Source organism: Vibrio sp. H11 (assembly GCF_004804295.1).
Taxonomy (GTDB): Bacteria; Pseudomonadota; Gammaproteobacteria; order Enterobacterales; family Vibrionaceae; genus Vibrio; species Vibrio ostreae.
In genome coordinates this window covers 115,948-139,226 of the sequence record NZ_SSHN01000011.1, presented here as the reverse complement: position 1 = coordinate 139,226, position 23,279 = coordinate 115,948, and the positions used below count along the sequence as shown (strand labels likewise).

General features: G+C 47.2%; 19 protein-coding genes. 2 read left to right on the top strand and 17 right to left on the bottom strand.

Features of this window, described 5'->3' with window-relative positions:
* Window positions 1-5: 5 nt before the first annotated feature.
* The 11 genes from E6C74_RS16375 to rbsD form a co-directional block, all read right to left on the bottom strand.
* Window positions 6-785 carry an IucA/IucC family C-terminal-domain containing protein gene (locus E6C74_RS16375; RefSeq protein ID WP_136487122.1) on the bottom strand — a complete coding sequence of 260 codons (780 nt, stop codon included), beginning with the start codon at window positions 783-785 and terminating at the stop codon, window positions 6-8.
* Window positions 773-1,591 (bottom strand): ABC transporter ATP-binding protein, encoded by an 819-nt coding sequence (locus tag E6C74_RS16370; protein ID WP_136487121.1) that lies wholly within the window; start codon window positions 1,589-1,591, stop codon window positions 773-775. Before E6C74_RS16370 ends, E6C74_RS16375 begins: the two co-directional genes overlap by 13 nt.
* Before the next feature lie 27 nt (window positions 1,592-1,618).
* Window positions 1,619-2,560, bottom strand: a complete 942-nt coding sequence (locus E6C74_RS16365) for an iron ABC transporter permease (RefSeq protein WP_206208429.1) — start codon at window positions 2,558-2,560, stop codon at window positions 1,619-1,621.
* A gap of 73 nt (window positions 2,561-2,633) precedes the next feature.
* Window positions 2,634-3,650 (bottom strand): iron ABC transporter permease, encoded by a 1,017-nt coding sequence (locus tag E6C74_RS16360; protein WP_136487119.1) that lies wholly within the window; start codon window positions 3,648-3,650, stop codon window positions 2,634-2,636.
* Window positions 3,647-4,525, bottom strand: coding sequence for an iron-siderophore ABC transporter substrate-binding protein (locus tag E6C74_RS16355; RefSeq protein WP_206208428.1), 879 nt, complete (start codon window positions 4,523-4,525; stop codon window positions 3,647-3,649). The genes E6C74_RS16360 and E6C74_RS16355 overlap by 4 nt, the downstream gene beginning before the upstream one ends.
* A gap of 232 nt (window positions 4,526-4,757) precedes the next feature.
* Window positions 4,758-5,768 carry a substrate-binding domain-containing protein gene (locus tag E6C74_RS16350; RefSeq protein WP_136487118.1) on the bottom strand — a complete coding sequence of 337 codons (1,011 nt, stop codon included), beginning with the start codon at window positions 5,766-5,768 and terminating at the stop codon, window positions 4,758-4,760.
* A gap of 68 nt (window positions 5,769-5,836) precedes the next feature.
* On the bottom strand, window positions 5,837-6,757 hold the full coding sequence (rbsK, locus tag E6C74_RS16345; RefSeq protein WP_136487117.1) for a ribokinase: 921 nt from the start codon (window positions 6,755-6,757) through the stop codon (window positions 5,837-5,839).
* A gap of 210 nt (window positions 6,758-6,967) precedes the next feature.
* Window positions 6,968-7,846, bottom strand: coding sequence for a ribose ABC transporter substrate-binding protein RbsB (gene rbsB / locus E6C74_RS16340; protein ID WP_136487116.1), 879 nt, complete (start codon window positions 7,844-7,846; stop codon window positions 6,968-6,970).
* A gap of 178 nt (window positions 7,847-8,024) precedes the next feature.
* Window positions 8,025-8,993: a ribose ABC transporter permease gene (gene rbsC / locus E6C74_RS16335; RefSeq protein ID WP_206208433.1), complete on the bottom strand. Its 969-nt coding sequence runs from the start codon at window positions 8,991-8,993 to the stop codon at window positions 8,025-8,027.
* 11 nt (window positions 8,994-9,004) lie between these two features.
* On the bottom strand, window positions 9,005-10,513 hold the full coding sequence (rbsA, locus tag E6C74_RS16330; protein WP_136487114.1) for a ribose ABC transporter ATP-binding protein RbsA: 1,509 nt from the start codon (window positions 10,511-10,513) through the stop codon (window positions 9,005-9,007).
* Between the two features lie 27 nt (window positions 10,514-10,540).
* The gene (gene rbsD / locus E6C74_RS16325) at window positions 10,541-10,960 is read right to left on the bottom strand and encodes a D-ribose pyranase (protein WP_136487113.1); all 420 of its coding nucleotides are present in this window, start codon (window positions 10,958-10,960) and stop codon (window positions 10,541-10,543) included.
* Window positions 10,961-11,373: 413 nt separating this feature from the next.
* Here rbsD and E6C74_RS16320 point away from each other — a divergent pair, with 413 nt between their 5' ends.
* Complete coding sequence (locus E6C74_RS16320; RefSeq protein WP_168797047.1) at window positions 11,374-11,637, top strand: DUF3012 domain-containing protein; 264 nt, start codon at window positions 11,374-11,376, stop codon at window positions 11,635-11,637.
* Window positions 11,638-11,717: 80 nt separating this feature from the next.
* Here E6C74_RS16320 and E6C74_RS16315 read toward each other — a convergent pair whose 3' ends face one another.
* On the bottom strand, window positions 11,718-12,836 hold the full coding sequence (locus E6C74_RS16315; RefSeq protein WP_136487111.1) for a hypothetical protein: 1,119 nt from the start codon (window positions 12,834-12,836) through the stop codon (window positions 11,718-11,720).
* Between the two features lie 411 nt (window positions 12,837-13,247).
* Here E6C74_RS16315 and E6C74_RS16310 point away from each other — a divergent pair, with 411 nt between their 5' ends.
* The gene (locus E6C74_RS16310; protein WP_136487110.1) at window positions 13,248-13,979 is read left to right on the top strand and encodes a complement resistance protein TraT; all 732 of its coding nucleotides are present in this window, start codon (window positions 13,248-13,250) and stop codon (window positions 13,977-13,979) included.
* 197 nt (window positions 13,980-14,176) lie between these two features.
* Here the strand turns inward: E6C74_RS16310 and E6C74_RS16305 are convergent, their stop codons facing one another.
* The 5 genes from E6C74_RS16305 to E6C74_RS16285 form a co-directional block, all read right to left on the bottom strand.
* Window positions 14,177-15,367 (bottom strand): sel1 repeat family protein, encoded by a 1,191-nt coding sequence (locus E6C74_RS16305; protein WP_136487109.1) that lies wholly within the window; start codon window positions 15,365-15,367, stop codon window positions 14,177-14,179.
* Window positions 15,355-19,086: a LysM domain-containing protein gene (locus E6C74_RS16300; RefSeq protein ID WP_136487108.1), complete on the bottom strand. Its 3,732-nt coding sequence runs from the start codon at window positions 19,084-19,086 to the stop codon at window positions 15,355-15,357. The genes E6C74_RS16305 and E6C74_RS16300 overlap by 13 nt, the downstream gene beginning before the upstream one ends.
* A gap of 2 nt (window positions 19,087-19,088) precedes the next feature.
* Window positions 19,089-19,643: a DUF4123 domain-containing protein gene (locus tag E6C74_RS16295; RefSeq protein WP_136487107.1), complete on the bottom strand. Its 555-nt coding sequence runs from the start codon at window positions 19,641-19,643 to the stop codon at window positions 19,089-19,091.
* Window positions 19,640-21,754, bottom strand: coding sequence for a type VI secretion system tip protein TssI/VgrG (tssI, locus tag E6C74_RS16290; protein ID WP_136487106.1), 2,115 nt, complete (start codon window positions 21,752-21,754; stop codon window positions 19,640-19,642). The genes E6C74_RS16295 and tssI overlap by 4 nt, the downstream gene beginning before the upstream one ends.
* 194 nt (window positions 21,755-21,948) lie before the next feature.
* The gene (locus E6C74_RS16285; RefSeq protein ID WP_136487105.1) at window positions 21,949-23,223 is read right to left on the bottom strand and encodes a type VI secretion system ImpA family N-terminal domain-containing protein; all 1,275 of its coding nucleotides are present in this window, start codon (window positions 23,221-23,223) and stop codon (window positions 21,949-21,951) included.
* Window positions 23,224-23,279: the final 56 nt, after the last annotated feature.

Genomic DNA, 23,279 nt, shown 5'->3' with positions numbered 1-23,279 from the left:
ATGAGCTACTTGCGTTTAAGCAATAGCGGGCAATTGGAGCAGAACTCAGGAGGCTCGGTGGCCTTATAATAGTAGCAACAGGTTCTGCGCATTCTGACCGGTTCAGAGTGTGCTTGCCAATGGCGTTTGGTGCGATAAAAACGGGTTAACGGATTTTCATCCAGCTCAAACACTGATCTCGTGCTCTCATCCAACAGGTAAGCCAGATCGCCTTCTGCCTGCCGCCGGCGCTCAGAATCCAGAGCCGGAAGAATGCGCCGCTCATAAATACTAAACACCCGCACCGCAACATTTTCCCACAGTATTCGCGGTGAAACCCCGCTCAGGCGCTGCAACTGTTCAATCAATGGGGTTAAATGTCCGGCAAAAGCGCCGCTCAGAATCAGCTCGCGCCAGGCACTGCGATCATGCTGGCAAGGGAGCGCCTGAGTCTGTTTCAGTGGTATACCTGAACGCCATAACCGGTTGTGCAACTGATATTCAAATACGCAGTTGTCGATTGAGGCGTCCAGTCCCTTATCAAATACAGACATGGCATACAGCGTCGGCGCCAGCAGTAAAAACGCGCTGCGCTTAATTACCAGCGATGCAGTGACGTTAAGATCAGGGGCGCCAAGGTCTGGCATGATGGCGTTTAGTGTTGCCAGACATTGCTCATCATCCAGTAACAACACGCTGTCCAGCGCATACTGCTGATCCTGTTCGGCCGCAGGTTTTAATCCGAACCCGGTTAACTTAGCCCATTGCAGGTCGGTTAAACTGACCGTCTCGCTCATGACGGACATTTGAGCAGACGCCCTTTACCGCGCGGCACACACATCGGCGTGCCAAACAGCGGATCCTGGGTTAAGTAACACTGCATATCAAACACGGCTTGTACCATCTCTTCATCCAGAATGTCTTCCGGTGGTCCTTGACGATAGATCTTGCCCTGCTTCACCGCAATCATCTGATGCGCATAGCGACAGGCCAGATTCAAGTCGTGCAAAACCATGACTATCGTGGTGTGGCGAGTCCGGTTTAATTCAAACAGTAAATCAAGAATCTCGATTTGATGGGTCAGATCCAGATAAGTGGTCGGTTCATCCAGTAACAAGATATCGGTATCCTGAGCCAGCGCCATTGCAATCCAGGCCCGCTGGCGCTGGCCGCCGGACAGGGTTTCAACCGCCCGGTCAGCAAGTTCCAGCATATTGGTATCTCGGAGCGACTGCATCACCAGACGCTCATCCTGCTCGCTCCAGCTCTGCAACCAGTTTTGATGCGGATAACGCCCCTGTCGCACCAGTTGTAGGACGGTCACTCCCTCGGGAGCCGCCGGCCCCTGTGGTAAAATCGCCAGTTTTTTTGCCACCTGTTTACCCGGCATTTGATGCAATTTTTGTTGCTCCAGCCAGATGTCACCGGATTTAGGCAGCAGCAGGCGGGCGAGCGATTTGAGCAGGGTCGATTTGCCACAACCGTTGCCGCCAACCAGCACGGTAATCTGATTCGGCTCAATCGACAGATCGAGCGATGAAATAATGGTGGTGTTCTGATACCCCAGAACCAGACCGGACGTTTGCAGTGGACTGCGCTTTGGAATGGTCATCCTTTCTGCTCCATAACAAATAGTGAATTAAGTCCGCTGCCTAAACAGCAAATAGATAAAGAAAGGAGCACCGATAGCAGAAACAAATACCCCGGCCGGCAGATCAAGCGGCACAAACAAGACCCGCGCCGCTAAATCGGCGGACATTACCAGACATGCTCCGACCATCGCCGTCACCGGGAGCAAGAGCGCAAAACTGCGCGTCACCAGTTGACGGGCAATATGCGGTGCGATCAAGCCGACGAACCCAATCGCTCCGGCATAGGCCACCACCGGTGCGGCAAGAAGAATACTTAACATCACCAGCATGAGACGCAGCTTTTGCACCGAGATACCGAGCCCGGTGGCAACCGGATCCCCCAACTCCTGAGCATTAATTTGGCGGGAAAAGCAGAGCGCCAGTGGGAACCCGACCATCAACCAGGGCAGCAACGACTGTACATCGTGCCAATTTGCACCATAAATACTGCCGGTCAGCCAGATATAAGCAGACAGGCTACCGGAGGACGGGCTGATCGCAATCAACAGGGTCGTCACGGCTCCCATCGCTGCAGAAACACCAATACCGACTAAAATCATCCGCATCGGCGTAACACCCTGTCGCCAGGCCAGCAAATACACCGCGCCCGAGGCAAAAAAAGCACCGCCAAGCGCAAAGAGCGGCAGCCACCCAATACCATAGCTCATCTGGAAAAAGGCCAGAAACCCCACCGCAGCCGCACAAGCGCCGCTGGTCATTCCGACCACATCCGGTGATGCCAATGGATTGCGGATCACAGACTGCAAAATCAGCCCAGAACACCCCAGCCCCGCACCAACCAACATCCCCATCACGATACGCGGCAGCCGCAGTGTTTCCACCATTGTGCTCAGTTCCCCGTTCAGAGAACCTGACATCAGTTGCCAAGGATTTATCCATTCACTGCCCGAGGACAACGAAATTACAGCAATACCCAGGGTAAGCAACATCAGACCAACAACCGCTCTCAATGCAGTGGATGGTAGACTAAACGACCCTAAACGGCCCCGGTATATCAATGGCTCAGGCATTGCGGTTTCCTTTTCGGGCCAGGAAAATAAAGAAAGGCGCGCCGATTAAGGCAGTCATCACACCAATCGGAATTTCCTCCGGTGGCAGAATTATCCGGGTGATCACATCGGCCAGCAAAAGCAGCGTCGCCCCCCAAATGGCACTAAGCGGCAGTAGCCATTTGTGATCATTGCCCACCAGCGACCGCGCCATATGCGGTACGATCAAACCAATAAATCCGATGTTGCCTGCCATGGCAACAGATATCCCAGCCAACGCAACGATAAGCAGGCTTAACGCTACCTTAAGCAGCCAGGTATTCTGACCTAGCCCCGTGGCAATATCGTCACCAGAGAGCAGAATATTGATGTGCGGTGCCAGCAGCACTGCCGCGAGCATTGTTGCGAGCAGATAAGGCATCACCGGCATAATGTCCCCTAATTCACGTCCTGAAACAGAACCGGCAACCCAGAATAATACGCTGTCGACCCCGTCCTGGCCGATCACCAGTAACCCTTGAGTGAAGGCCATAAACAGTGCAGAGATCGCCGCGCCTGCCAATACTAAGCGTACCGGAGACTGAGCATCGCGGCCCAGATTGCCTAACGCATATACCAGTCCACCGGCTACGCCCGCGCCAAAAAGAGCCACCCAGAACAGCATCGACATGTCGCTGAATGCGAACACCTGGCTGCATAACACGATAAAAAATACCGCTCCGGCGTTAACGCCGAATATTGCCGGAGAGGCAAGCGGATTGCGGGTCAGTGTCTGCATCAATACGCCGGCAATCGCCAACGCAGCGCCGACCACAATCGCAATAATAGTGCGTGACCAGCGAATGGTATTAATCACCACATGTTCGATGGATGTCGGTTCAGGATGCCAAAAAGCAGGCCACACTTGTTGCACCGTCACCGGATATTGACCAAACACCAGACTTGCAAAAACGGCACCGCAGAGTACCACCAGCGAAATAACGAACAGACTCAGCCGAGCCGAAGGAGAAGAAACGGATATTAACATCATTGCGTACTTGGGGTGAGCAGCGGAGGATAGATGGTACTCAGTTGATCCAGCATCAGGTTGGCCCCAAGAATACCGCCGGACAGCAGCCAGCTAACCTTATTGACCTCATATACCTGATTCATTCTCGGTGCTTTAAGCACTTTCCAGATGGGATGGGTGCGCCAGGCATCATAGTTGCGCACCACCACTGGTTGTTCTGAATCCTTGATAACAAAAAACACATCCGCGTCAGCACTTGGCAGCGTTTCTTTGCTTTTAATTTTGATTCCCCAGCTCGCATTTGGCACCGCCGGCAAGCGAAAGCCGATACTACTCAATACCTGACCGGCAAAACTGTCGCGCAAATACAAACGCAGGTGATCAGCGCGAATATCTAACACGGATGCGGTCAGCGGCCAGTCAGAATAGCGGGACGCCAGCTGCTGGCGAAATACAGTTACATTGTGTTGCCACTGCTGCCACAACGCCTGCGCCATGGCTTCACGCCCGGTGGCTAGGCCGGTTAGCGCTAATGTACGCTGAAAATCATACACGTTGTCGGTCAATACGGTAGGTGCAATCTGCTGTAGCTGCGGATAGATTTTTTCATGTCGGCTTCGTGCGCCGATGATCAGATCCGGCTTGAGAGCGACAATTTTTTCCAGGTTAGGTTGCGTTTCCAGGCCAAGATGCTGCACACCTTGCAGCGCTTCACGCAAATAATCATAAGTCGGTGTTTCGGCCCATGAATCAACTACACCCACCGGACGAATACCCAAGGCAACCGCGGAGTCGGTGGCGCCCTGAAATAAAGTGATCACACGGTTAACATCGGAGACAACCCGGGTCTGCCCCATGGCATGCGTGACAACACTCGTCGAAGCTTGCGCCGGCAACACAACTCCACACAGGATCGCCAACACACAAATCAGCACAGCTGACCGATAAGTCAGGCTTCGAAAACAGGTCAACGGCAAGCCAGCAATCCTTTTGAGCAGATTAATTATTCAAAGAGTGAATATTAATGATAATTAATCTCATACGCAATATAATGTTAAAGAAAACAGACTCGACCGTGGAGCATGAGGTGACGTCGTTAGCTCGTTAGCTCGTTAGCTCGTTAGCTCGTTAGCTATGCTGCACTTTCTCTACACTAGTGCGTACCACCAGTTCCGGCTCCAACTGCACTACTTGCGGATCACGCTCCTGGTGCGCCAGTTTATGCAGCAGAGTTTCGACTGCCGCTTTGCCCAGGCGATATTTGGGCTGGTGAATGGTGGTCAGGGGTGGGGTCATAAATTTCGCGATATGAATATCATCGTAGCCGATTAGCGATACATCCTGTGGAATTCGCACACCCAGTTCGCTGGCGGCGTTAATAGCGCCCATCGCCATCATGTCGTTGGATACAAAGATAGCCGTGGGTAAGGCTCCCCGTTGCTGCATGGTATTGAATGCGGCATAACCACCTTCACACTCAAAGTCAGACTCAACAATCCAATCCGGATTGATCGTCAGTCCGGCCTCAAGGACTGCGCGCTTATAACCTTCATAACGTTGCTGCGCCTGCTGGCCAATCAGCGGCCCGGTAATACAGCCGATCTCTTTATGGCCGCACTCAATCAAATGCCGGGTCGCCATGTAGCCGCCCTGAAATGAGTTATCCTGAATTTTGTCCGCAGCAAACAGCATCGGCCCCCAGTCCATCACCACGACCGGAATATCCGGGTACCGTTCAAACATGTCGATACGCTGCCCGATCAGGGTCGGACACATCAGGATGATGCCATCGACCCGCTTTTGCAGCAGCGTGTTAATCGAGGCATGCATCCGTTCCGGGTCACCTTCGGTATTACACAAAATCAGGTTATAACCCTGATGGTAGCAACTGCGTTCCACCCCTTTCACCACCTCGCCAAAAAACGGGTTGGTCGAGGTGGTCACCAGCATACCTATGGTTTTGGTACGGTTCATTTTCAGGCTGCGGGCAAGCGCAGACGGCGCATAGTTCAGCTCCTGCGCTGCCCGGTTAACCCGCTCGGCAATCTCATCGCTGACAAAGCGGGTTTTATTGATGACATGGCTAACGGTCGATGTGGAAACACCGGCCAGTCGTGCAATATCTTTCATCGTTGCCATGTCATTTTCTCCTGTGCGCTTATTCGGGCTTTCCTGCCCAGATCAGAACCTGCCGATTGTCGGCTCGTTTACACTTGCTGAGACAGAAATGCTTCAACTTCGGCGCGGCGCGGAATCGAGGTCTGAGCGCCAAAGCGGGTCACCGAAATCGCCGCGGCAGCATGGGCAAAACGAATCGCCGATTCTAGCGGCATATCTTCCAGGAGGCCAGTCACCAAGGCGCCGTTAAAGGTATCACCGGCAGCTGTGGTATCGGTTGCCTGAACACGAAAGCCGGGAATAATCTCGCCGCGGCCGTTCTGGCTCAGCCAGACACCTTTAGCGCCCAGGGTAATCATCACGATTTCAATCCCTTTGGCGTGCAGAGCATTGGCGGCCTGCTGCGCTGACTCATCATCATTGACGGTGATTCCGGTCAGCACTTCGGCTTCGGTTTCGTTCGGCGTAATGACATCCACACAGCTTAGCAGTTCATCCGGCAGCGGCTGTGCAGGTGCCGGGTTGAGAATCACATTAGTGCGCGCCTGCTTGGCAGCCTGAGCCGCCGCAACGATTCCATCCATCGGGGTTTCCAGCTGCATGAGCAGATAATCGGCGGCGCGGATACGCTCTAAATCACCTTCAATGACCTGTGCGGTCAACTTGGCATTGGCTTCCGCCGACAGACAAATGGTGTTTTCGCCACTGTCGGAGACCTGAATCATCGCAATGCCGGTCGGACAGTTTGGCTGCATCTTGATGGCGCTGATGTCCATACCGTCGAGCTTAAAGCTTTCACGAATATTGATCCCGAACGGATCGTCGCCCACGCAGGCAATAAAACCGATGTCGGCATTCAAACGGGCAGCCGCTACGGCCTGATTGGCCCCTTTGCCACCTGGGATAACTTGATAGTTGCGACCGTGCAGCGTCTCGCCGGGGCGAGGAAATGAAGGCACTTGAAGAACATGGTCAGCATTGACACTACCTAATACCACCAACTTGTTCATAAAGGTTATCCTCAGTCTGATAGGAAGTAAAAAAATAGATAGATGATTGAGAAACAGAGAGATTTAATGCTTCAGTGTGCTGCACAACCGACCGATCACCAAGCGGTCATATACGCCGGTATATCTGAGTATTTGGCCGCTTTAAAAGCATTAAAGCTGTCTGTACTGCTCTCCCCTACAGGGAGAGCAGTGACGTTCAATCAACGCGAATTATTCAGCGATGATTTTCAGCGGAACCGGAATGTATTCATCCACTTGTTCGCCTTTCAGTACCTGGTCAGCCGTTTCTACGCCAAGCGCACCAATCAGATCCGGTTGCTGAGCCACTGTTGCGGCCAGTTTGCCACGTTTCACCGCGGCGATGCCATCGTCAGTACCGTCAAAGCCGACGATGACAACGTCTTTACCTGATGCCTGAACTGCGCGCAGTGCGCCCAGCGCCATCTCATCGTTCTGGGCGAATACAGCCTGGACATCCGGGTTAGCTGCCAGCAGGTTTTCCATTACGTTCAGGCCTTTCGTACGATCGAAGTCAGCAGGCTGGCTCGCCATCAGCTGCATTTCGATGCCGTTCACTGCGTTCATGAAACCTTCGCCACGCTCACGCGCTGCAGACGTACCGGCAATACCTTCCAGCTGAATCACTTTTGCCTTCTCACCCACTTTTTCCATGATGTAGTGACCGGCCATTTCGCCGCCTACCACGTTGTCAGAAGCAATGTGGCTGACCACTTTCCCGCGGCTTGCACCACGGTCCAGCGTCAGAACCGGAATGTTGGAATTGTTGGCAATGCGAATCGCATTGGAAACCGCATCAGAATCCGTTGGGTTAATCAGGATCGCTTTCACACCACGAACAGTCAGGTCTTCCACGTTCGACAGCTCTTTGCTCGGGTCATTTTGTGAATCAAGCACAATCAGGTTGTAACCCAGCTCCTGTGCTTTGGCTTCAGCGCCATCTTTCATCGATACAAAAAACGGGTTGTTCAGCGTCGAGAGCACGATAGCGACAGTGTCCTGAGCCTGAGCTGAAACAGAAACGGTTGAAGAAAGAAGAGCAGCAGAAATCAAGGTTGCGAGTTTTTTCATTTTCATCGTCCTTATTGTAGGGGGCCGGGTCAGCCAGGCTGAACCCGGTGTGTCACATGCATGTTAAAGTTTCACAGTTATTTTAAAGTTTTACTTATACATCAAGCTTAACTATTTATTTTCAAACGGTTATCCCTCTAACTTCGATTGATAACCGCTTGCTTTGGAACGCTTGGAGTTACTTGTTCTTGTTGTCGACCAGTACCGCCAGCAGAATAACCACCGCTTTAGCGATCATCTGGTAGTAAGACGAAACATCGAGCAGGTTAAGGGCATTGTTGAGGAAACCGATGATCAGCGCGCCGACCAGAGTCCCCATGATACGGCCTTTACCGCCCATTAGGCTGGTACCACCGAGTACAACCGCTGCAATCGCGTCCAACTCGTAACCCATACCCGCCGTTGGCTGCGCTGATGACAGACGAGAAGTAACGATAATGCCAGCCAGTGCCGCCAGAGCGCCACAAATCGCATACACACCCATTTTTACCCGGTCAACGTTGATACCTGACAAGCGGGTTGCTGACTCATTACCGCCCAGTGCATACACGTAGCGACCAAAACGAGTGTGATTCAGCAGATACCACACCGCAGCAAACACAACCACCATCAGCCATACCGGTACCGGAATACCCAGCGCATAACCGGTACCAAACCAGGCAAACGCATCCGCGGTATCAGTGAAACCCGTAGAAATAGGACGCCCGTCGGTGTACACCATGGTCACACCACGTAGCAGAGTCATGGTCACCAGAGTGGCAATAAACGCCTGCACTTTGCCTTTGGCGATAATAATGCCGCTGATGCCACCCAGTACTGCCCCCGCCAACAAGGCAGTCGGCACCGCGACAAAGACCGGGACTTCCATTGCAATCAGGCTGGCAGCGAATGCGCCGCACAACGCCAGCACCGAGCCGACACTCAGGTCAATCCCGGCCGTCAGGATAACCAGCGTCATACCGACCGCGATAATCGCATTGACCGACGTCTGACGCAGAATGTTAAGCAGGTTATCAACGGTAAAGAAGTTGGGATTTAAAAAGGAGACCACCACTACCAGAAACAGTAGTGCAATCAGTGATTTCTGCTCAATCAGCCACTCTTTACTCAGAAGTTTCTTACCGCTGTTTGGGGATGAATCGGTCATGGTTTTGCTACTCATGCTGCGTCCTCGTTTAACGTTTTGCCAACGGCACACGCCAGTAAATTTTCTTGGTTGGCCTGGGCGGCATCGAATTCCCCGCTGATGCGACCCTCGTGCATCACCAGAATCCTATCGCTCATGCCCAGCACTTCCGGCATTTCAGATGACACCAAAATGATGCTCATGCCTTCTGCTTTGAATTTATTAATCAGTTGGTAGATTTCTTTTTTTGCGCCGACATCCACACCGCGGGTCGGCTCATCCAGGATCAGCACTTTTGGCCGGGTCATCAGCCCTTTGGCAATCGCGACTTTTTGCTGGTTACCACCAGACAAGTTGCCGATAATCTGATCCCGTGACGGTGTTTTGATATTGAACAGCTGAATGAAATCCTGCACCGCAATCACTTCTTCGCTATGCTGGATTTGTACGCCTTTACTGAGCTTATCCAGTGCGCACAACGACATGTTCTCTTTCACTGACAGCCCGAGTACCAGGCCATCACCCTTGCGGTCTTCAGAGATATACGCGATTCCGTTTGCCAGACCATCCTGCGGGCTGACCGGATTCACCGTTCTGCCGTTAAGATTAATCACGCCACGTTCAGACGGCAGCGCACCGTAAATCACTTTCATCAGTTCAGTACGGCCTGCACCCATCAGACCAGACACGCCGAGGATCTCACCGCGTTTCAGGTTGAAACTGACGTCATGCACGCCCGAACCGGTCAGGCCAATCACTTCCAGACAGATATCGTTACTTGGATGGACATCGATACGCGGGTACTGCTCATCCAGCTTACGACCGACCATCATTTCGATCAGTCCGTCTTCGTTAGTATCCTCAACCTGGCATTCTCCGATGAATTTACCATCGCGTAGTACGGTGATGTCGTCGCAGATCTCAAAAATTTCTTTCAGACGGTGTGAGATATACACGATGCCACAGCCCTGCTCCCGCAGCTCGCGGATCACGCTGAACAACGATTCGGTTTCGGTATCGGTCAGCGCATCGGTCGGCTCATCCATGATGATCACCTTGGACTCAAACGACAGCGCTTTGGCGATCTCCACCATCTGCTGTTCACCCAGGCTTAAATCGCCCAGCAAGGTTTTCGAGCTGTGTTTGACGTTGAGGCGAGCCAGCAATTTGTCGGCATCAGCGTACATTTTCGCCCACAGAATCCGCCCCATCGCACTGGTCTTTTCCCGGCCGAGATAGATGTTTTCAGCAATAGTCAGCTCAGGAATCAGGTTAAGCTCCTGGTGAATGATGCTGATACCGGCGTGCTGTGAATCGCGCGGTCCTTTGAAGCTGGCCGTTTGTCCCTGATATTCTATCGTGCCGGCATCTTTGGAATAGATGCCAGTCAGCACTTTCATCAGCGTTGATTTACCTGCACCGTTTTCTCCCATCAGCGCCATCACGCGCCCCGGATAAACGTTCAGGCTCGCTTTATCCAACGCTTTGACACCAGGAAAGGCTTTTTCAATCTTGCTGAGAGCCAGAATTGGTTGAGTCATAATGAGTCCTCAATCGAGTTTGGCGGATTAAAAAACAACACCAGCCTGGAAAATAACGTTGGCGTACGGTGTGCATTCACCGGTTCTGACTACGGCACGGCTGTAGTGGGTGCGCGCTTTAAACTCTTCGTGAGAAACATAGCTAATGGCAATGCTCTTACCAAAACGCGCTTCCTCGTTTTTAAGTTCATCGAGAAGCGCCGCGTGCAGCTCCGGGCTCACTTCAGCAAACTCTTGCGCCATCACCACGCCTTCAATCTGTGATTCAGACAGGATGACCTGCACGGTTTGCAGGAAACTCGGAACGCCATGAGTCAAAGCAAGATCAATACGTTGTGATTCTTCTGCGATCGGTAAGCCCGCATCACAAATGGTGATTTCATCGGTATGACCCAGTGTTGAAACCAGGTAGGACAGATCGGAATTGAGTAGGGTACTTTTTTTCATCGTTTTACCTTTTTATGCGCTTACGTTGGGCTGTTTCTGCGTTGGCAGCTCGCTCAGGAAACAGTCATCGAAACGTTTCGATGGCATCCTATTCTTTCGGTTTTTGAATTGCACCCGGCAGCAAAACAGACTGTGAGTTAGATCGTCCAATTTAGCCGACAGCATGAATAAACAGTGAGAATGATCACTGAGAGTTCTATCATCAACATCCGGTTTGGTGCACATATGTCATAATTTGCTGCAGAAACCGTGACTTCATAGCCAACCGTCCCATCTGTATATGGGATTAACACCGGCCAAAATGCATCGAATTGCGCTTAAACACTGATATTTGGCGGAGATTTAACACAACTGGGGCCGGTTTCGGTATAGTGACGCGCAGCAAGCTTAGATAGCGTAAAGGAAGATTTATAATGAAAAAATTCGCCGTGGTAATGTTGGGAGCATTGGCCCTGGCCGGCTGTGAAAACGAGGTCGGCAGCAGCGGCTGGTGTGAAGAGATGCGTGATAAACCGACCAATGAGTGGAGCGCGCAAAACGCGGTCGATTTTGCCAAGCACTGCCTGTTCGAGCAAGAAGTCGGCACTCCGCAATGGTGTGAAGCAATGGACGCCAAACCTAAAGGCGACTGGACAGCAAACCAAGCCACGTCCTACGCCAAGCACTGCATTTTCTAATAAGAAAGTAAACTAAAGAACACAAAACGCCGCCGGATACCATGGGGATCTGGCGGCGTTTGAATCAAATACAACATTCGTTAATAAATAACATCTCCCCAAGCACCGGATATTTCATCAATATAAATCACTGGTTTCTGTTTGTTTAAATACGTTTGATATAGCAGATCCGCGTTCTTTTTCTCATCATCAGTTAAAGCAGTAATACCCGACTTTTCAAGCTGATCCTGGTACACTGTCGTGAGAATTCCATATTCATTACCCTCATAGGTAGCGAACAACTTAGCCACTGCGTATCCCTGTACGACAAACTCTCTATGTTCTTTACCCTTGGCAACGAAGTAGTCGAAGGTCAGAACGAAGTGTTTATTATCCAATACTGATAAATTTCTTCCTACCGATTGATTAAGGTAACGTTCCGAACTTAATACATTTTTAAATCGTTTATTAATAACATTCAACGAATCAATATCATTATTATCGGCAGCGTAAAATAACAATTTGAGTAACTCTTTTTTATCCTTTTCGGATAATGGGTTGACGCTACTATCAAACAGGCTTGAGTGCTCTCGTTTTAAATACATGGATATTAGGTGTCTTAACGGGCGAAAGTAGTTCTCATTCATCCCCTCTTTCACTGTATTAATAAACTCATAAAAGTATTTTTCATCTGCGTTGTCAAAACGAGCGTAATATAAAAGTGCATACTGAGCGGATAGATCGCCGGAACTCGCTCTCTTTGCTAATAAATCTATCCCGATTTTACTCCATGAATCATCACAATAAGATGACATTCTCATTTCGCATTGATATTGATTATACTTTGGCGACAATCGAAGCGCAGCATAAGGGTTACCAAGCTTTGCGGACTTTTCAAAAAGCGCAGCGCCACCACTACCAGAAAAAGCGCTACTGCGATAGGTGATTTCCGCCAACCAAAACATTGCAGTAGCGTTACCCTTGTCTACCATCGGTTTTAACAACTGCTCAGCTTTCGCCCAATTGCCCTGCTGAATAGCCAACACAGGATCATATAACGTATCATTAGGTCTATAACGACTCGAAGCATAAGGGTCTGGATTTATCTTTTTCTCTTTGTCAGCAAGCACAATGAGGCTTTGTATTGTTTGATCGACGGGACGAGATAGCTCGACATCAACACCTGTTGGCCATTTAAGATACAAATAATAACCCAACATAGATGAAAAAATCATAATTAGAATGAACAACAAAACTTTAAGAAAACTTATGCAACTAAACACTAACATCTCCACTAATCAAAGTTGAGGTTGACACTTTTAATATCTACTCCAAAAAATCCGAGATCAATCATAACCCACAAAAATAAATAAATACAAACGATAGAAAAAAATAATAACAATACATGCTAAATTATATATTCATCAACCAAATCACTAAAAAATTAAAGTATCAAAACAATGTCAAGACAAATTTCCCCCACAAACCATAGTTAAAAACAATATTGTCATCAATTAACTTTAAATTAGTGAACGAACGCGTGGTTTTTATATTCACTCAGTAATTTAAATATAATAAGCTCCCTAAGAAATTGACACAATTTTTACTTAACCATTATTGAAGGTATATAAATGAACACTAACGCTAAATTTGGCTTTCTACTCGCTGCTATTCTCTCTGTTTCTGGCTGTTCTGCAATAAACACCGCCGTAAGCAAGCGTAATCTCGAAGTAAAAACCACAATGTCAGAAACGATCTGGCTGGATCCGGTTTCAGCTAGCCAACGAACTATTTTCTTACAAGTACGAAACACAACCGATAAGCAGATTGATATTCAACAGGAATTAAAAGAAAAGCTGACACAAAAGGGTTACTCCGTTGTACAAGATCCAGCTGCTGCTCACTACTGGCTACAGGCAAATGTGTTAAAGGCAGAGAAAATGGATCCCGCTTCAGCCCAGGGCTTCCTTAACAGCGGATACGGTGGCGCACTCTCTGGTGCAGCAATTGGAGCTCTAGCTGCAGCATCCGCTACGAGTCATTCAAACACTATTGGTGCGGCAGGTCTCATCGGTGGCGCTATTGGACTGGTTGGAAATGCTTTAGTAGAAGACGTTTATTATGCCCTGATTACTGATGTACGTGTCGTGGAAAAGACAGATAACAAAGTCACTTCTACTGAAGTCGCACAACTATCAAATGGTAATTCTGGCGCACTAAATACCTCTATATCCAGCGTGGATAACAAAAAACGTTTTCAAACCCGTGTTCTGTCGAATGCAAACCAAGTGAACTTAGAGTTTGAAGAAGCTAAACCAGTGCTAGTAGAAGATCTAACCACTTCAATCAGTGGTATTTTCTAAAATAATTAACGTTAATCACCTGACTGTTTAAATTTTATTAGTGTTTATCAATCTGCAAAGACTTTTTAGGTTGTCCAGTTACATTAAGTAACAACGATTGAGACACTGATATAACATGCTTTGTACTATAAAAATGCCGTCAGATACCAATGTGTATCGACGGCAATTTAAAAAATATCTCTAACTTCTTATCATCTTCAGTGAAATAATGGAGAAATCCCAGTTACTTCATCAATAAAGATAACTGGTGTAGAATGACCAATCAAATTTCTAGTCATTATCATCCCTTGAGACTTCTCTTCTTCACTCATAGGTTTTATATTACTATCCATTAGCATATACTCAAAGATACCTTTATATTCGCCGCGTTGGTTAAAGTCCTTGATATAATAATCAAAAAGATTCGCAACAGAGTATCCTCTTATCAAAAAATCTCTATTTGACTTTGTATTACTCCTACCTCTAATAAAATAATCAAAAGCAATAAGAAAATTATTACCATCCAATAGAAGTTGGCTCTGATCTATCAAATCATCAAAATCACTGTCAAAAAAACCTTTAAAATCATCATTAATTAATTTCATAGACAATACGTCATTATTTTTTGCCGCAACCATCAATGAGTTAAAAATAACTTTCTTTTCATTATCACTCAAAGGTAATGGGTCATTGTCAAAAGGACTTAATGACTCCCTAGACAAATAAAGGTTCACTAAATATCGCAATGGGGGATAATAATTTTTATCCATTCCGGTTTTTACCAAATCAACCAAATCAGAATAAAACTCTGAACTTGTATTTTTAAATCTAGTAACATAGAGATAAGCATACGCAGCTTTGGTGTCACCGTCATGTGCTAGTTTTAACAAACCTTTTAATCCGATATCATCCCACTTACTATCACAATAGGCCTTCAACCACCTATCGCAATCATGACCAAAACTCAATGAGGGAGAAAGTCTTAATGCAGCATAAGGATTACCTAATTCAGCAGCCCTTACAAACCATTTACCCCCGTCTGAAAAAGCATTCGCTGAATAGGTAATATCTCCAAGCCAAAACATGGCAGTAGAGTTACCCTGCTCTGCCATTGGTTTTAACATATCAATGGCTTCACTCCAGCGCTTTTGCTGGATTGCCAAGACAGGCTTATACAAAGGATCATCAGGTCTGTAGGTACTAGAAGCATAAGGATCATTATTTATATTTATGCTTTTGTAAGAAGTCGTACTTAACGTTTCGTCAGTTAGTGGAGACGATAAAGCAATGTCTAACCCAGTCGGAAGTTTTAAATATAACCAATAGGATCCAATAGATATGATGAAAGCAAAAAGGATAAAAATTGCAAACTTATACAGTATATTTTTTTTAATCATCATATTTTCCATATACTAAAAAACTCCCACCGAGGATCACTACCAAAAACTGCTTTTATTTTTTCTCTATCTAACTTCATCTTCTGAGTTTCGTCATCAAGTTCAACTCGATAGGCTCGATAATGAAAGTTCCCCTTAACATCTTTATATCTATATCCATGCATATTGATTGCTAATTGCCAAACATTATCATTGAAGGAAATTCTAAGCCCTCTGTTATTATCGCTAACAGAAATGATATATTCTTCAAGACGCCGCCAACTATCAGCAAAACGCTGCCACTGTGAAGCTGGAGTTCTAACATCTTCTAGATTTCCCCCTATGCGAATAAGAGTTTCTTCAAACTGACGAGTCCTGAATTTATTCTCATCATTTCCAGTAGGAGAAATCCATTTCAATATTTGTATAACAGCACTAACTTTCCTTTCTTCATTTTCCTGTCTAGATATTTTCTGAAGATCACTCTCAAAAAAAGATTCTTCCTTTTTATTAGTCAAACAATTTAACAATTTAGCTAATGTTTCTGGAGGTAAATTTCTAATCCAATCTTTCTTACTAGAGCTAACCTCAGCCATCGTGATATGTCGTGCTATCATGGGCGCGTAATCTTCTTGGAGCACATCGTTTTTATACTCATCATAGACAACTGATGGAAGCAACATAACATCTCCAAATGTTAAGCCGAGAGCCATAGCTATAGTCAACCTTTCATTAAGTTGTTCAAAGTACTCATTTCTTCCATTTTTGTCATAATCTCCAAACACCTCTACATAACGGAATCCACTCTCTTTTAACACTCCTAAAAGGCATGTCAAAAATCTATCCATCATAACTGGACTTAATGTTACAGAAAATTTTCCAGAGAAGCCTGGTCCACACACAGCTTTTGCTGATGTGATAAGAACGATTTGGCCATTTTGAAAGGTAAACCGAAATTCTCCAGAGTATCCGATACCATAATTAGCCGCCATCTGAGCACTGATACTGCCCAATTTTCCTAGTGATTGCTCCACCTTATTATTGTTTATCATCACCGCAGGCGGCTTCCAATGAACTTCGGCATCAATGCTTCCTCCAGCTTCTACACCAGCAAATACGTCTACCTTAACCCCAGTTTGTGCCGCCGCTTGTGGAATAAGAGCATCACCATCCTTTAATACTCTTGCTTTAGGTAAGTTTTCGCTAGCTTGGTTTGCGTCCAGAACCTTGATAGATTTTCCTTTAACACCCAACCCACCGTTGGTTTCTGAAGGACCGAAGGATAAATTCCCAGAGAGTTGACAACTTGCTGCCGCCAAACCATAGACTTTGGCGCTAAGTTTTACAAAACACTCTCCCGCATCGTATTCTCGTTTTTTATCCGTCATAGACTCATAATCCAGAGCTACGTAAGAAATCGAAAGCCCATGCCCCTTATCTGGGCGCACGTTTTGATCCTTATCATTAGTCGGAAACCAAGACGAAAATCCTATTTGACCACTTAATAAGGTAAAATTGGCTTGAATCGACGCTCCTGTAGTCAAGTCTAAGTTAGGACGCAATGCATCTAATTCGCTTAACGGCAGATTCAAAGAACCACTGGCACTTGATGATAAGCGTAAAAATTGCGCCTGAGCATTCGCTATATAGGCTGACGAACCGTTGTCTGCTCTTCCGCCTTGCCAGTGGTAGTGGGATTGCCAGAAAGCACTTGAATCATACTTTTCTATTGTCTTATTTAGATTCAACGGTCCTGTGACAAAATTTGCTTTCGTAAAAGTACCTGCTAATTGCTTCTTAATTTCATCTAAAGCTTCAGATAATGTCTTACCTGCAGCATCTGCGTTGACTAACGGATCAACCATTACGACTTTTTCCGTTATATCCTTACAGTGACCTTTACTAAGGTTTTTTTTCGCCGTTGGTAAAAACCAACTTGGTCCTCTAACCCAACCAACTTCTCCCTCATTTGATAACAAACTACATTCAACAGCTTGAAGGTCAGCATCACCAGCCTTGTTAGAAAATATCCCTAGTTTTTTTTCCAAAACCTTATAGTTCTTTTCATCCCATAAAAGAGTCATGGCAGATAGCTTATCTTTATTAAGATAAAAATTAATGACTTTACCTTGTAAAGCTGACGCTTCAGCCCTTCTCTTAAGTTGTTCTAGTCTCTCGAGTGCAACTTTCTTTACCCAGATTAGGTCAGAAAACATATCAGGAATAGAACGTCCACCCATAATGCTACGAATAGAGCTCAGCCATTCAGAAAGTGTCGCATCAATAAAGCGAATCAGCGCCAATGTCGGATAATACGCCCATTGACTGGCGGAACATTTATTAGAAGAAAGAATAGCTCTAATATGCTTATCATCTCTTACTGTGTCGTCAAATGTTAGTAGTTCTGTCAGTAATCCCGAAACTACTTTGTTATAATCATCCGGTTCAATAGTCAGACTAGCGTCATCTCGCCAATTTTTGTATTTACTACTGTTATAAAGGCTTTCCGGTCCCAGATGCACTTTATCCGTGCCAATTAACAACGCTTTAGGCAGACACTGCTCTTTGACAACAAAGCCATAATCATTTAGTTTCAAAAGATAGAAAGTGAAACTATACGCGCTCATGGCGTTTGATGGTATATCACTACCGCGTTTAAATTCTTCCAATGCATTAATAAATTGTGCAGAATTTTTGACATCTTGATTCCAAAATCTATCCAGTTTAGAGTTCAATTCTTCATGATTTTGTTCAGATAACTCTTCATCAGACCAACGACGATAAGAATTAACTTTTTTTATACATTTAGCGATGTCATCTTGTTTTTCACTAGTAAAGTAACTTTCCTTTTCACTGTAGACGAAGTTTGTACCGTCATCAGTAACTACCTTTCCTGCTGCTTTTACTGCTTTTTTCTCTAGCAAAGCAATTTCGTCTTCAAGATAGTCTACAACTTTTAATTTTGCAGCACTTAAAGCTTTCTCCCTTAGAATATATTCTTTGTTTTCCTCATCTACCTCATCAATAAAACCTAATGATTTACCAATGTAATAGGAAATAGGGGCAGTACGTATTGAAACTTTAAATACAAAATCTTTTAGCTTCTCCCAAGTAAGGCTGTCACTAAGAATACTATAATAATCTATGCCATCTTCTTGTTCTGCAATAGAAATGATAAATCCATTTTCTCCTCCATTAAAATAGTTCTTAGCAGCGCCTGATTGAATAGTTACCAACATCCAACTCACAGTTCTTAAGCGTTCGATATCCGTGTCTGACAGGAACATTTCATGTGGTTTATGTTCAAATTTAGATAATATCCCTAGTCTATTAAGGTTGTTAAACGTCGTTTGTCTGTCCGTTGTGACTGCGCTTTTAAACAAATCAATTTCAGACATAACCGCTTCTTGAGCTGTTTTCGTTAGTGCATACCAAGTTTTCTCTCCCGTTTCCGGATGAGCAGGTACGTATAGTATATCGACAAAATCAGGGACTTGACTGGAACAGAGTTCATTCCCACATGCTGGTTTTTCAGGAACTAGAGGAAGTGTAGTACGTGTACCTAAGTCTACTTCGATTGGAGACCCTTCATTACCTGATAACTTAAGTGTGTTACCAGCATAAATCAGATCAATATCTTTAATTTGATCACTATTTAATTCTTGGAGTACACTTTTTGAAATATCAAACTTTTCCGAGATCAGATCTAAACAATCTCCCGGACGAATTTCATAAGTTTTTACTGTAGTCATAATTATAGATATCCCAATAAAACAGATGATGTCAAAGAAAGTGGTGTATTTCCGTTATTTACGTATTTCTTGTTTTCATCTCCAACCAAACTCTTCCATTCATCATCCTCACCAACCCAAGTTAAGGACGAAAAGGGACCTAATATATTTTTCTTGTCTTGATCGTTTAATCCTTTGTGAACGCTATTCAAGAAAACCGAGGAATAATATCTAAAAAACCTCATATCACCATTAATTATTACTGTTAGCAAACTTCGGAGATGATTTAACCTATCTTCTTGTTTCGTATTTTTCTTAAATGAAAATACTACTGTGCTTGTCTTCAAAGCAAAATCGTATTTAATTAAATTAGTCAGTTCTTTTGAACCGGTGAAACAAAAAACTACCGGACTAACTTCAACAAGATGGTGAAAATCACTTCCATAGAACAGTTTTATCATTTCAGGATTGTTCTCGTACCGATATGCCAAAATATCAATATCAGGTACTCTTATTTTGTCGACGACTACCCAATGGGTATATTCGTCAGATTCAAAAAACTCGGTTAACTGACTCATACATCCTCTTTCATTTCACACGGACAATCAGTTCTGGGACAATTGCCATCTAGTTGACGCTGACACATTCTGGCTATTGGTATATCACTAATTGCAATCTGAACTAACGCTTCTTCTGAAATCAGTGATGCTATTGGTTTTATGAATGTCAACTCTTCCGGTGCGTCTACAGCCTCAACGCCGCCGGGTAACAAGGCTGATTGGCCGGCGTAGCCGGAGGCGCTGCCTGCGCTGCCGCCGGCGTTTAGATTAATAGCCGGGCCCGACAAATGTACGCCACCGCCGTCAACTTTGACGAAACTGCCGCCGGCTTTGAGGGTGACTTCGGCACCGGCTTCGACCACTAATTTAGCGCCGGCTTTGAGGGAAATTTCCCGTCCTGCCTGAACCGCGATGAGATTGCCGACTTTGTGCTGGGCTGAGCCATCAACTTTCAGGCTGCTGTCCGCGCCGATTTTACTGCGGCTCTCACCACCGATAGTTTGGTGCTGATTGGCCACGACTTGGCTGAAGCGATCATTTTCGACCGTGACATGGCGGTCGTGGCGGATTTCACTGCGGTGGTCATTCTCGACTAAGCCATCGAAGTCTTTCTGAGCATGCAGGTAAACCTGTTCGCTGCCGGCTTGATCTTCAAAACTCAGTTCATTAAATCCTTCTCCCTGATGGGTTTCACTGCGGATCACGGTTTTGGTTTTATTTTCTGGCAGTGGATACGGCGTAGTATTGGTCGCATGGTAAGTACGGCCGGTCACGATCGGCTGATCCGGATCGCCATTCAGGAATGAAACAATCACCTCGTGGCCAATGCGTGGCAGCGCAAGCATTCCGTATTGACTGCCGGCCCAGCCTTGCGATACCCGGACCCAGCACGAGCTGAGTTCATCAGCGTTGGAATAGCGATCCCAGGGGAAATGCAGTTTGACCCGGCCATGCTCATCACAAAAGATCTCCTCGCCCTGTGGGCCGACCACAGTCGCAATCATCGGGCCATCGACCTGAGGTTTGGCCTCCGGTGTTGCCCGCCAACTGATATGGGCCGGGATCAGCTTGAACTGGTTCGCGTAAGTGGTGGCACCGCTGCCGCCCTCTTCCTCCAGGGCCTGGGGCTGAGTGCCCTGGTGATGAACACTCACCACCAGCCAGTCACGGTTGAGACTCTCATTTAAGTGCTCTTGCAGATCAAATTTCATTCCGGCGCGCAGCAAAGGCTGGTTACTCTGACCACTGGCAGTGCGCGCCTCGCGGCGCAGGAACTCAAGCCGAATCCGGCTAAGCGCTTTACCATTGACGTCATCTTTGAAGCGGCCCGGCGCGTCATAATGCTCGTAAGTCGTGTGCTGGTAATCCATTTCGCTACCCAGCGCACTTTGCGCAAAAGAATAAGCCGGCTTTTTAAAGCTGTAATCCTGCATCGCGGTCTGGCTGACTTCAGCACGCGTACGAACCTGCAATGCGGAGATATATGGCGTATCCATCACGCCACCGGCCAGGCTGTTATAAGGTACCGGCTCGCCCAGTTTAGGCAAGCTGTCAGACGCATCACTGAAGAGCAGCGTATGCTGGCCTTCCTGATGAATGAAGCTGTACACCAGCCCCTCTTCCGCTGCCAGACGGTGTAAGAATTCGAGGTCGGTTTCTCGATACTGCACACACAGTTCGCGCTGCGGATAATCGCGGGTCAGCGCAAAGGCGTAATCATCGATGTCCATTTCCTGCAGCAGCACAGACAGGATTTCAGGAACGGTTTTGAGCTGAAAAATGCGGCTGTTGTGACGCAGTGATAAACGCTCCAGCGCCGGAACCAGAGTGAGAGAATAGAAGGTGTGATGATGGCCGGTGTCGCCACGACTGAAAGCCCGCACAACGCCATGCACGCGCTGCACCAGCATCTCGTCTCGATATAGAGTCAGTTCTGCGCTTTTATCCACCACCATTTCAGCGCTGATGCCCGGCTGGCGGCTGGCCAGCGCAAGTTCATAACGAAACCCGTAGCACGGACGACCATCCATGAGCTCACAGGACAGCGTTTCCTGCCCGTCGAAGGCATGCACCACCAGGGTATCTGTTTCCAGACCATCCACCTGGAACTTGTAACTTAACGTTGCCATGCTGCTATTCCTATCTCTGACCGTTGATAAAGTGCAAACTTGAGTTTGCAGCAAGGGTAATGCCAATCTTATTTTTATTATTAATCAATTGGTTATGTTGAAAAACTCATCATCAGGGCAATCTGCCGCCACAGTGGAGCAAGAAACTGCCCGATACGCAACTTTTTGCCCGCTGTGTAATGGACGTGACACGCTCAGCGCGCCAGCTCTGCGGATAGGTTTTCTTCCAGCTGAGCCATGGTCCAGCTCAGGTTGTTGAGACGCAGTTTCAGGATGTCCAACTCCTTCCGGGCGTCGTCAACCTCGCCCTGCTTAATCAGGCTCTGCACGTAATCCACCCGGCCATAAATCGGTGACAGACTCACGGCAAAATCTTGCAGAGATTTGGTTTGACGCTGCAACTCGTTCCATCGGCCACGTTTCGCCAGCAGTGCGATGTTAGCCATGCGGGTACGCATTTCACCGAAACGTTGCACAAAAATATCGGTTTGCGCCAGCGCCTCCTGCTGTGCGGTAGAAAATGCCTGTTGCGATTCAGCCACCTTAGGATCCTGCGGATAGAGCGCCATCAGCGCTGACATCTCATGCATCGCTTCGCGCTTACTCTGTTCAACAGATGCGGCACTTTTTTGCACAATCGAGTGCTGATACAGCCCGACCAGATCTTCTTTCCAGCGCACGACCTGGCCCGGGGAGACATCAAGCTGGAACTGATGCAGAGCCTGGTCGCTGTTTAGCGTCGCCACTTTCACCTCAGCCGAATACTCACTGTGACTGAACCATGGCAACACCTGATAAGCCCAGACTCCGGCACCAAACAGCAGACCGCCGAGGACAAATGCGGCGCCAACCCATTTGCGGTGCAGGCTGCGCAGCACTTTAGGCGGCTCCTGAGCCTGCTGCTGCATCTGGCGTTTCACCAGGCTGTGGTACTGAGTTTCAATCCGGTCAATATGTTCGAATAGCACAAAACCGACACTTTCAAAATCAACCGGGTAATCCGGCTGCTGCTGCTCCAACTGATGATGAATCCGTTCGCACAAGCGCTCACAACGATAGAGTTCACGCAGTGATTCATAGTTGGGCTTGATGGCTTTCAGCTCCGGCACCACTTTGCTATTCACCCAGTCCAGCACCTCTTTGTGCATCTTGGCATACTTAGCATCCGGCTTGTTCTGACTGTTGAGACAGGCACTGAGTAATTCCAGTCCGTTGGCATATCCGGCCAGACCCTGGGTTTTCAGACTCGCGACCGCGAAGTAGCCGCTCATCATCAGATCCACCCCCGCCTTTCTGGCCAGAGTGTCACAACAATCACGCACCAGTTCCCAATCTGTCGATCCCGCCAGCGGGTTAAAACGACGATTGATCTCATCTCTTACTTTTTGGTACTCATCGAGATGACGAATCTCATCCACATGCTCGCAAATACGGTAGTAAGCATTATCAATAAACAAAATATTGGACATTTACGGCTCAGTCCCAGAGTAAAGGAGCGGGTTACCCCGCTCGCTTAATTAGATTA

Coding starts and splice junctions, on each gene's coding strand:
- E6C74_RS16375 (WP_136487122.1), bottom strand. CDS start 785: ATGTCCGTCATGAGCGAGACGGTCAGTTTAACCGACCTGCAATGGGCT.
- E6C74_RS16370 (WP_136487121.1), bottom strand. CDS start 1,591: ATGACCATTCCAAAGCGCAGTCCACTGCAAACGTCCGGTCTGGTTCTG.
- E6C74_RS16365 (WP_206208429.1), bottom strand. CDS start 2,560: ATGTTGCTTACCCTGGGTATTGCTGTAATTTCGTTGTCCTCGGGCAGT.
- E6C74_RS16360 (WP_136487119.1), bottom strand. CDS start 3,650: ATGATGTTAATATCCGTTTCTTCTCCTTCGGCTCGGCTGAGTCTGTTC.
- E6C74_RS16350 (WP_136487118.1), bottom strand. CDS start 5,768: ATGGCAACGATGAAAGATATTGCACGACTGGCCGGTGTTTCCACATCG.
- rbsK (WP_136487117.1), bottom strand. CDS start 6,757: ATGAACAAGTTGGTGGTATTAGGTAGTGTCAATGCTGACCATGTTCTT.
- rbsB (WP_136487116.1), bottom strand. CDS start 7,846: ATGAAAAAACTCGCAACCTTGATTTCTGCTGCTCTTCTTTCTTCAACC.
- rbsC (WP_206208433.1), bottom strand. CDS start 8,993: ATGACCGATTCATCCCCAAACAGCGGTAAGAAACTTCTGAGTAAAGAG.
- rbsA (WP_136487114.1), bottom strand. CDS start 10,513: ATGACTCAACCAATTCTGGCTCTCAGCAAGATTGAAAAAGCCTTTCCT.
- rbsD (WP_136487113.1), bottom strand. CDS start 10,960: ATGAAAAAAAGTACCCTACTCAATTCCGATCTGTCCTACCTGGTTTCA.
- E6C74_RS16320 (WP_168797047.1), top strand. CDS start 11,374: ATGAAAAAATTCGCCGTGGTAATGTTGGGAGCATTGGCCCTGGCCGGC.
- E6C74_RS16315 (WP_136487111.1), bottom strand. CDS start 12,836: ATGTTGGGTTATTATTTGTATCTTAAATGGCCAACAGGTGTTGATGTC.
- E6C74_RS16310 (WP_136487110.1), top strand. CDS start 13,248: ATGAACACTAACGCTAAATTTGGCTTTCTACTCGCTGCTATTCTCTCT.
- E6C74_RS16305 (WP_136487109.1), bottom strand. CDS start 15,367: ATGGAAAATATGATGATTAAAAAAAATATACTGTATAAGTTTGCAATT.
- E6C74_RS16300 (WP_136487108.1), bottom strand. CDS start 19,086: ATGACTACAGTAAAAACTTATGAAATTCGTCCGGGAGATTGTTTAGAT.
- E6C74_RS16295 (WP_136487107.1), bottom strand. CDS start 19,643: ATGAGTCAGTTAACCGAGTTTTTTGAATCTGACGAATATACCCATTGG.
- tssI (WP_136487106.1), bottom strand. CDS start 21,754: ATGGCAACGTTAAGTTACAAGTTCCAGGTGGATGGTCTGGAAACAGAT.
- E6C74_RS16285 (WP_136487105.1), bottom strand. CDS start 23,223: ATGTCCAATATTTTGTTTATTGATAATGCTTACTACCGTATTTGCGAG.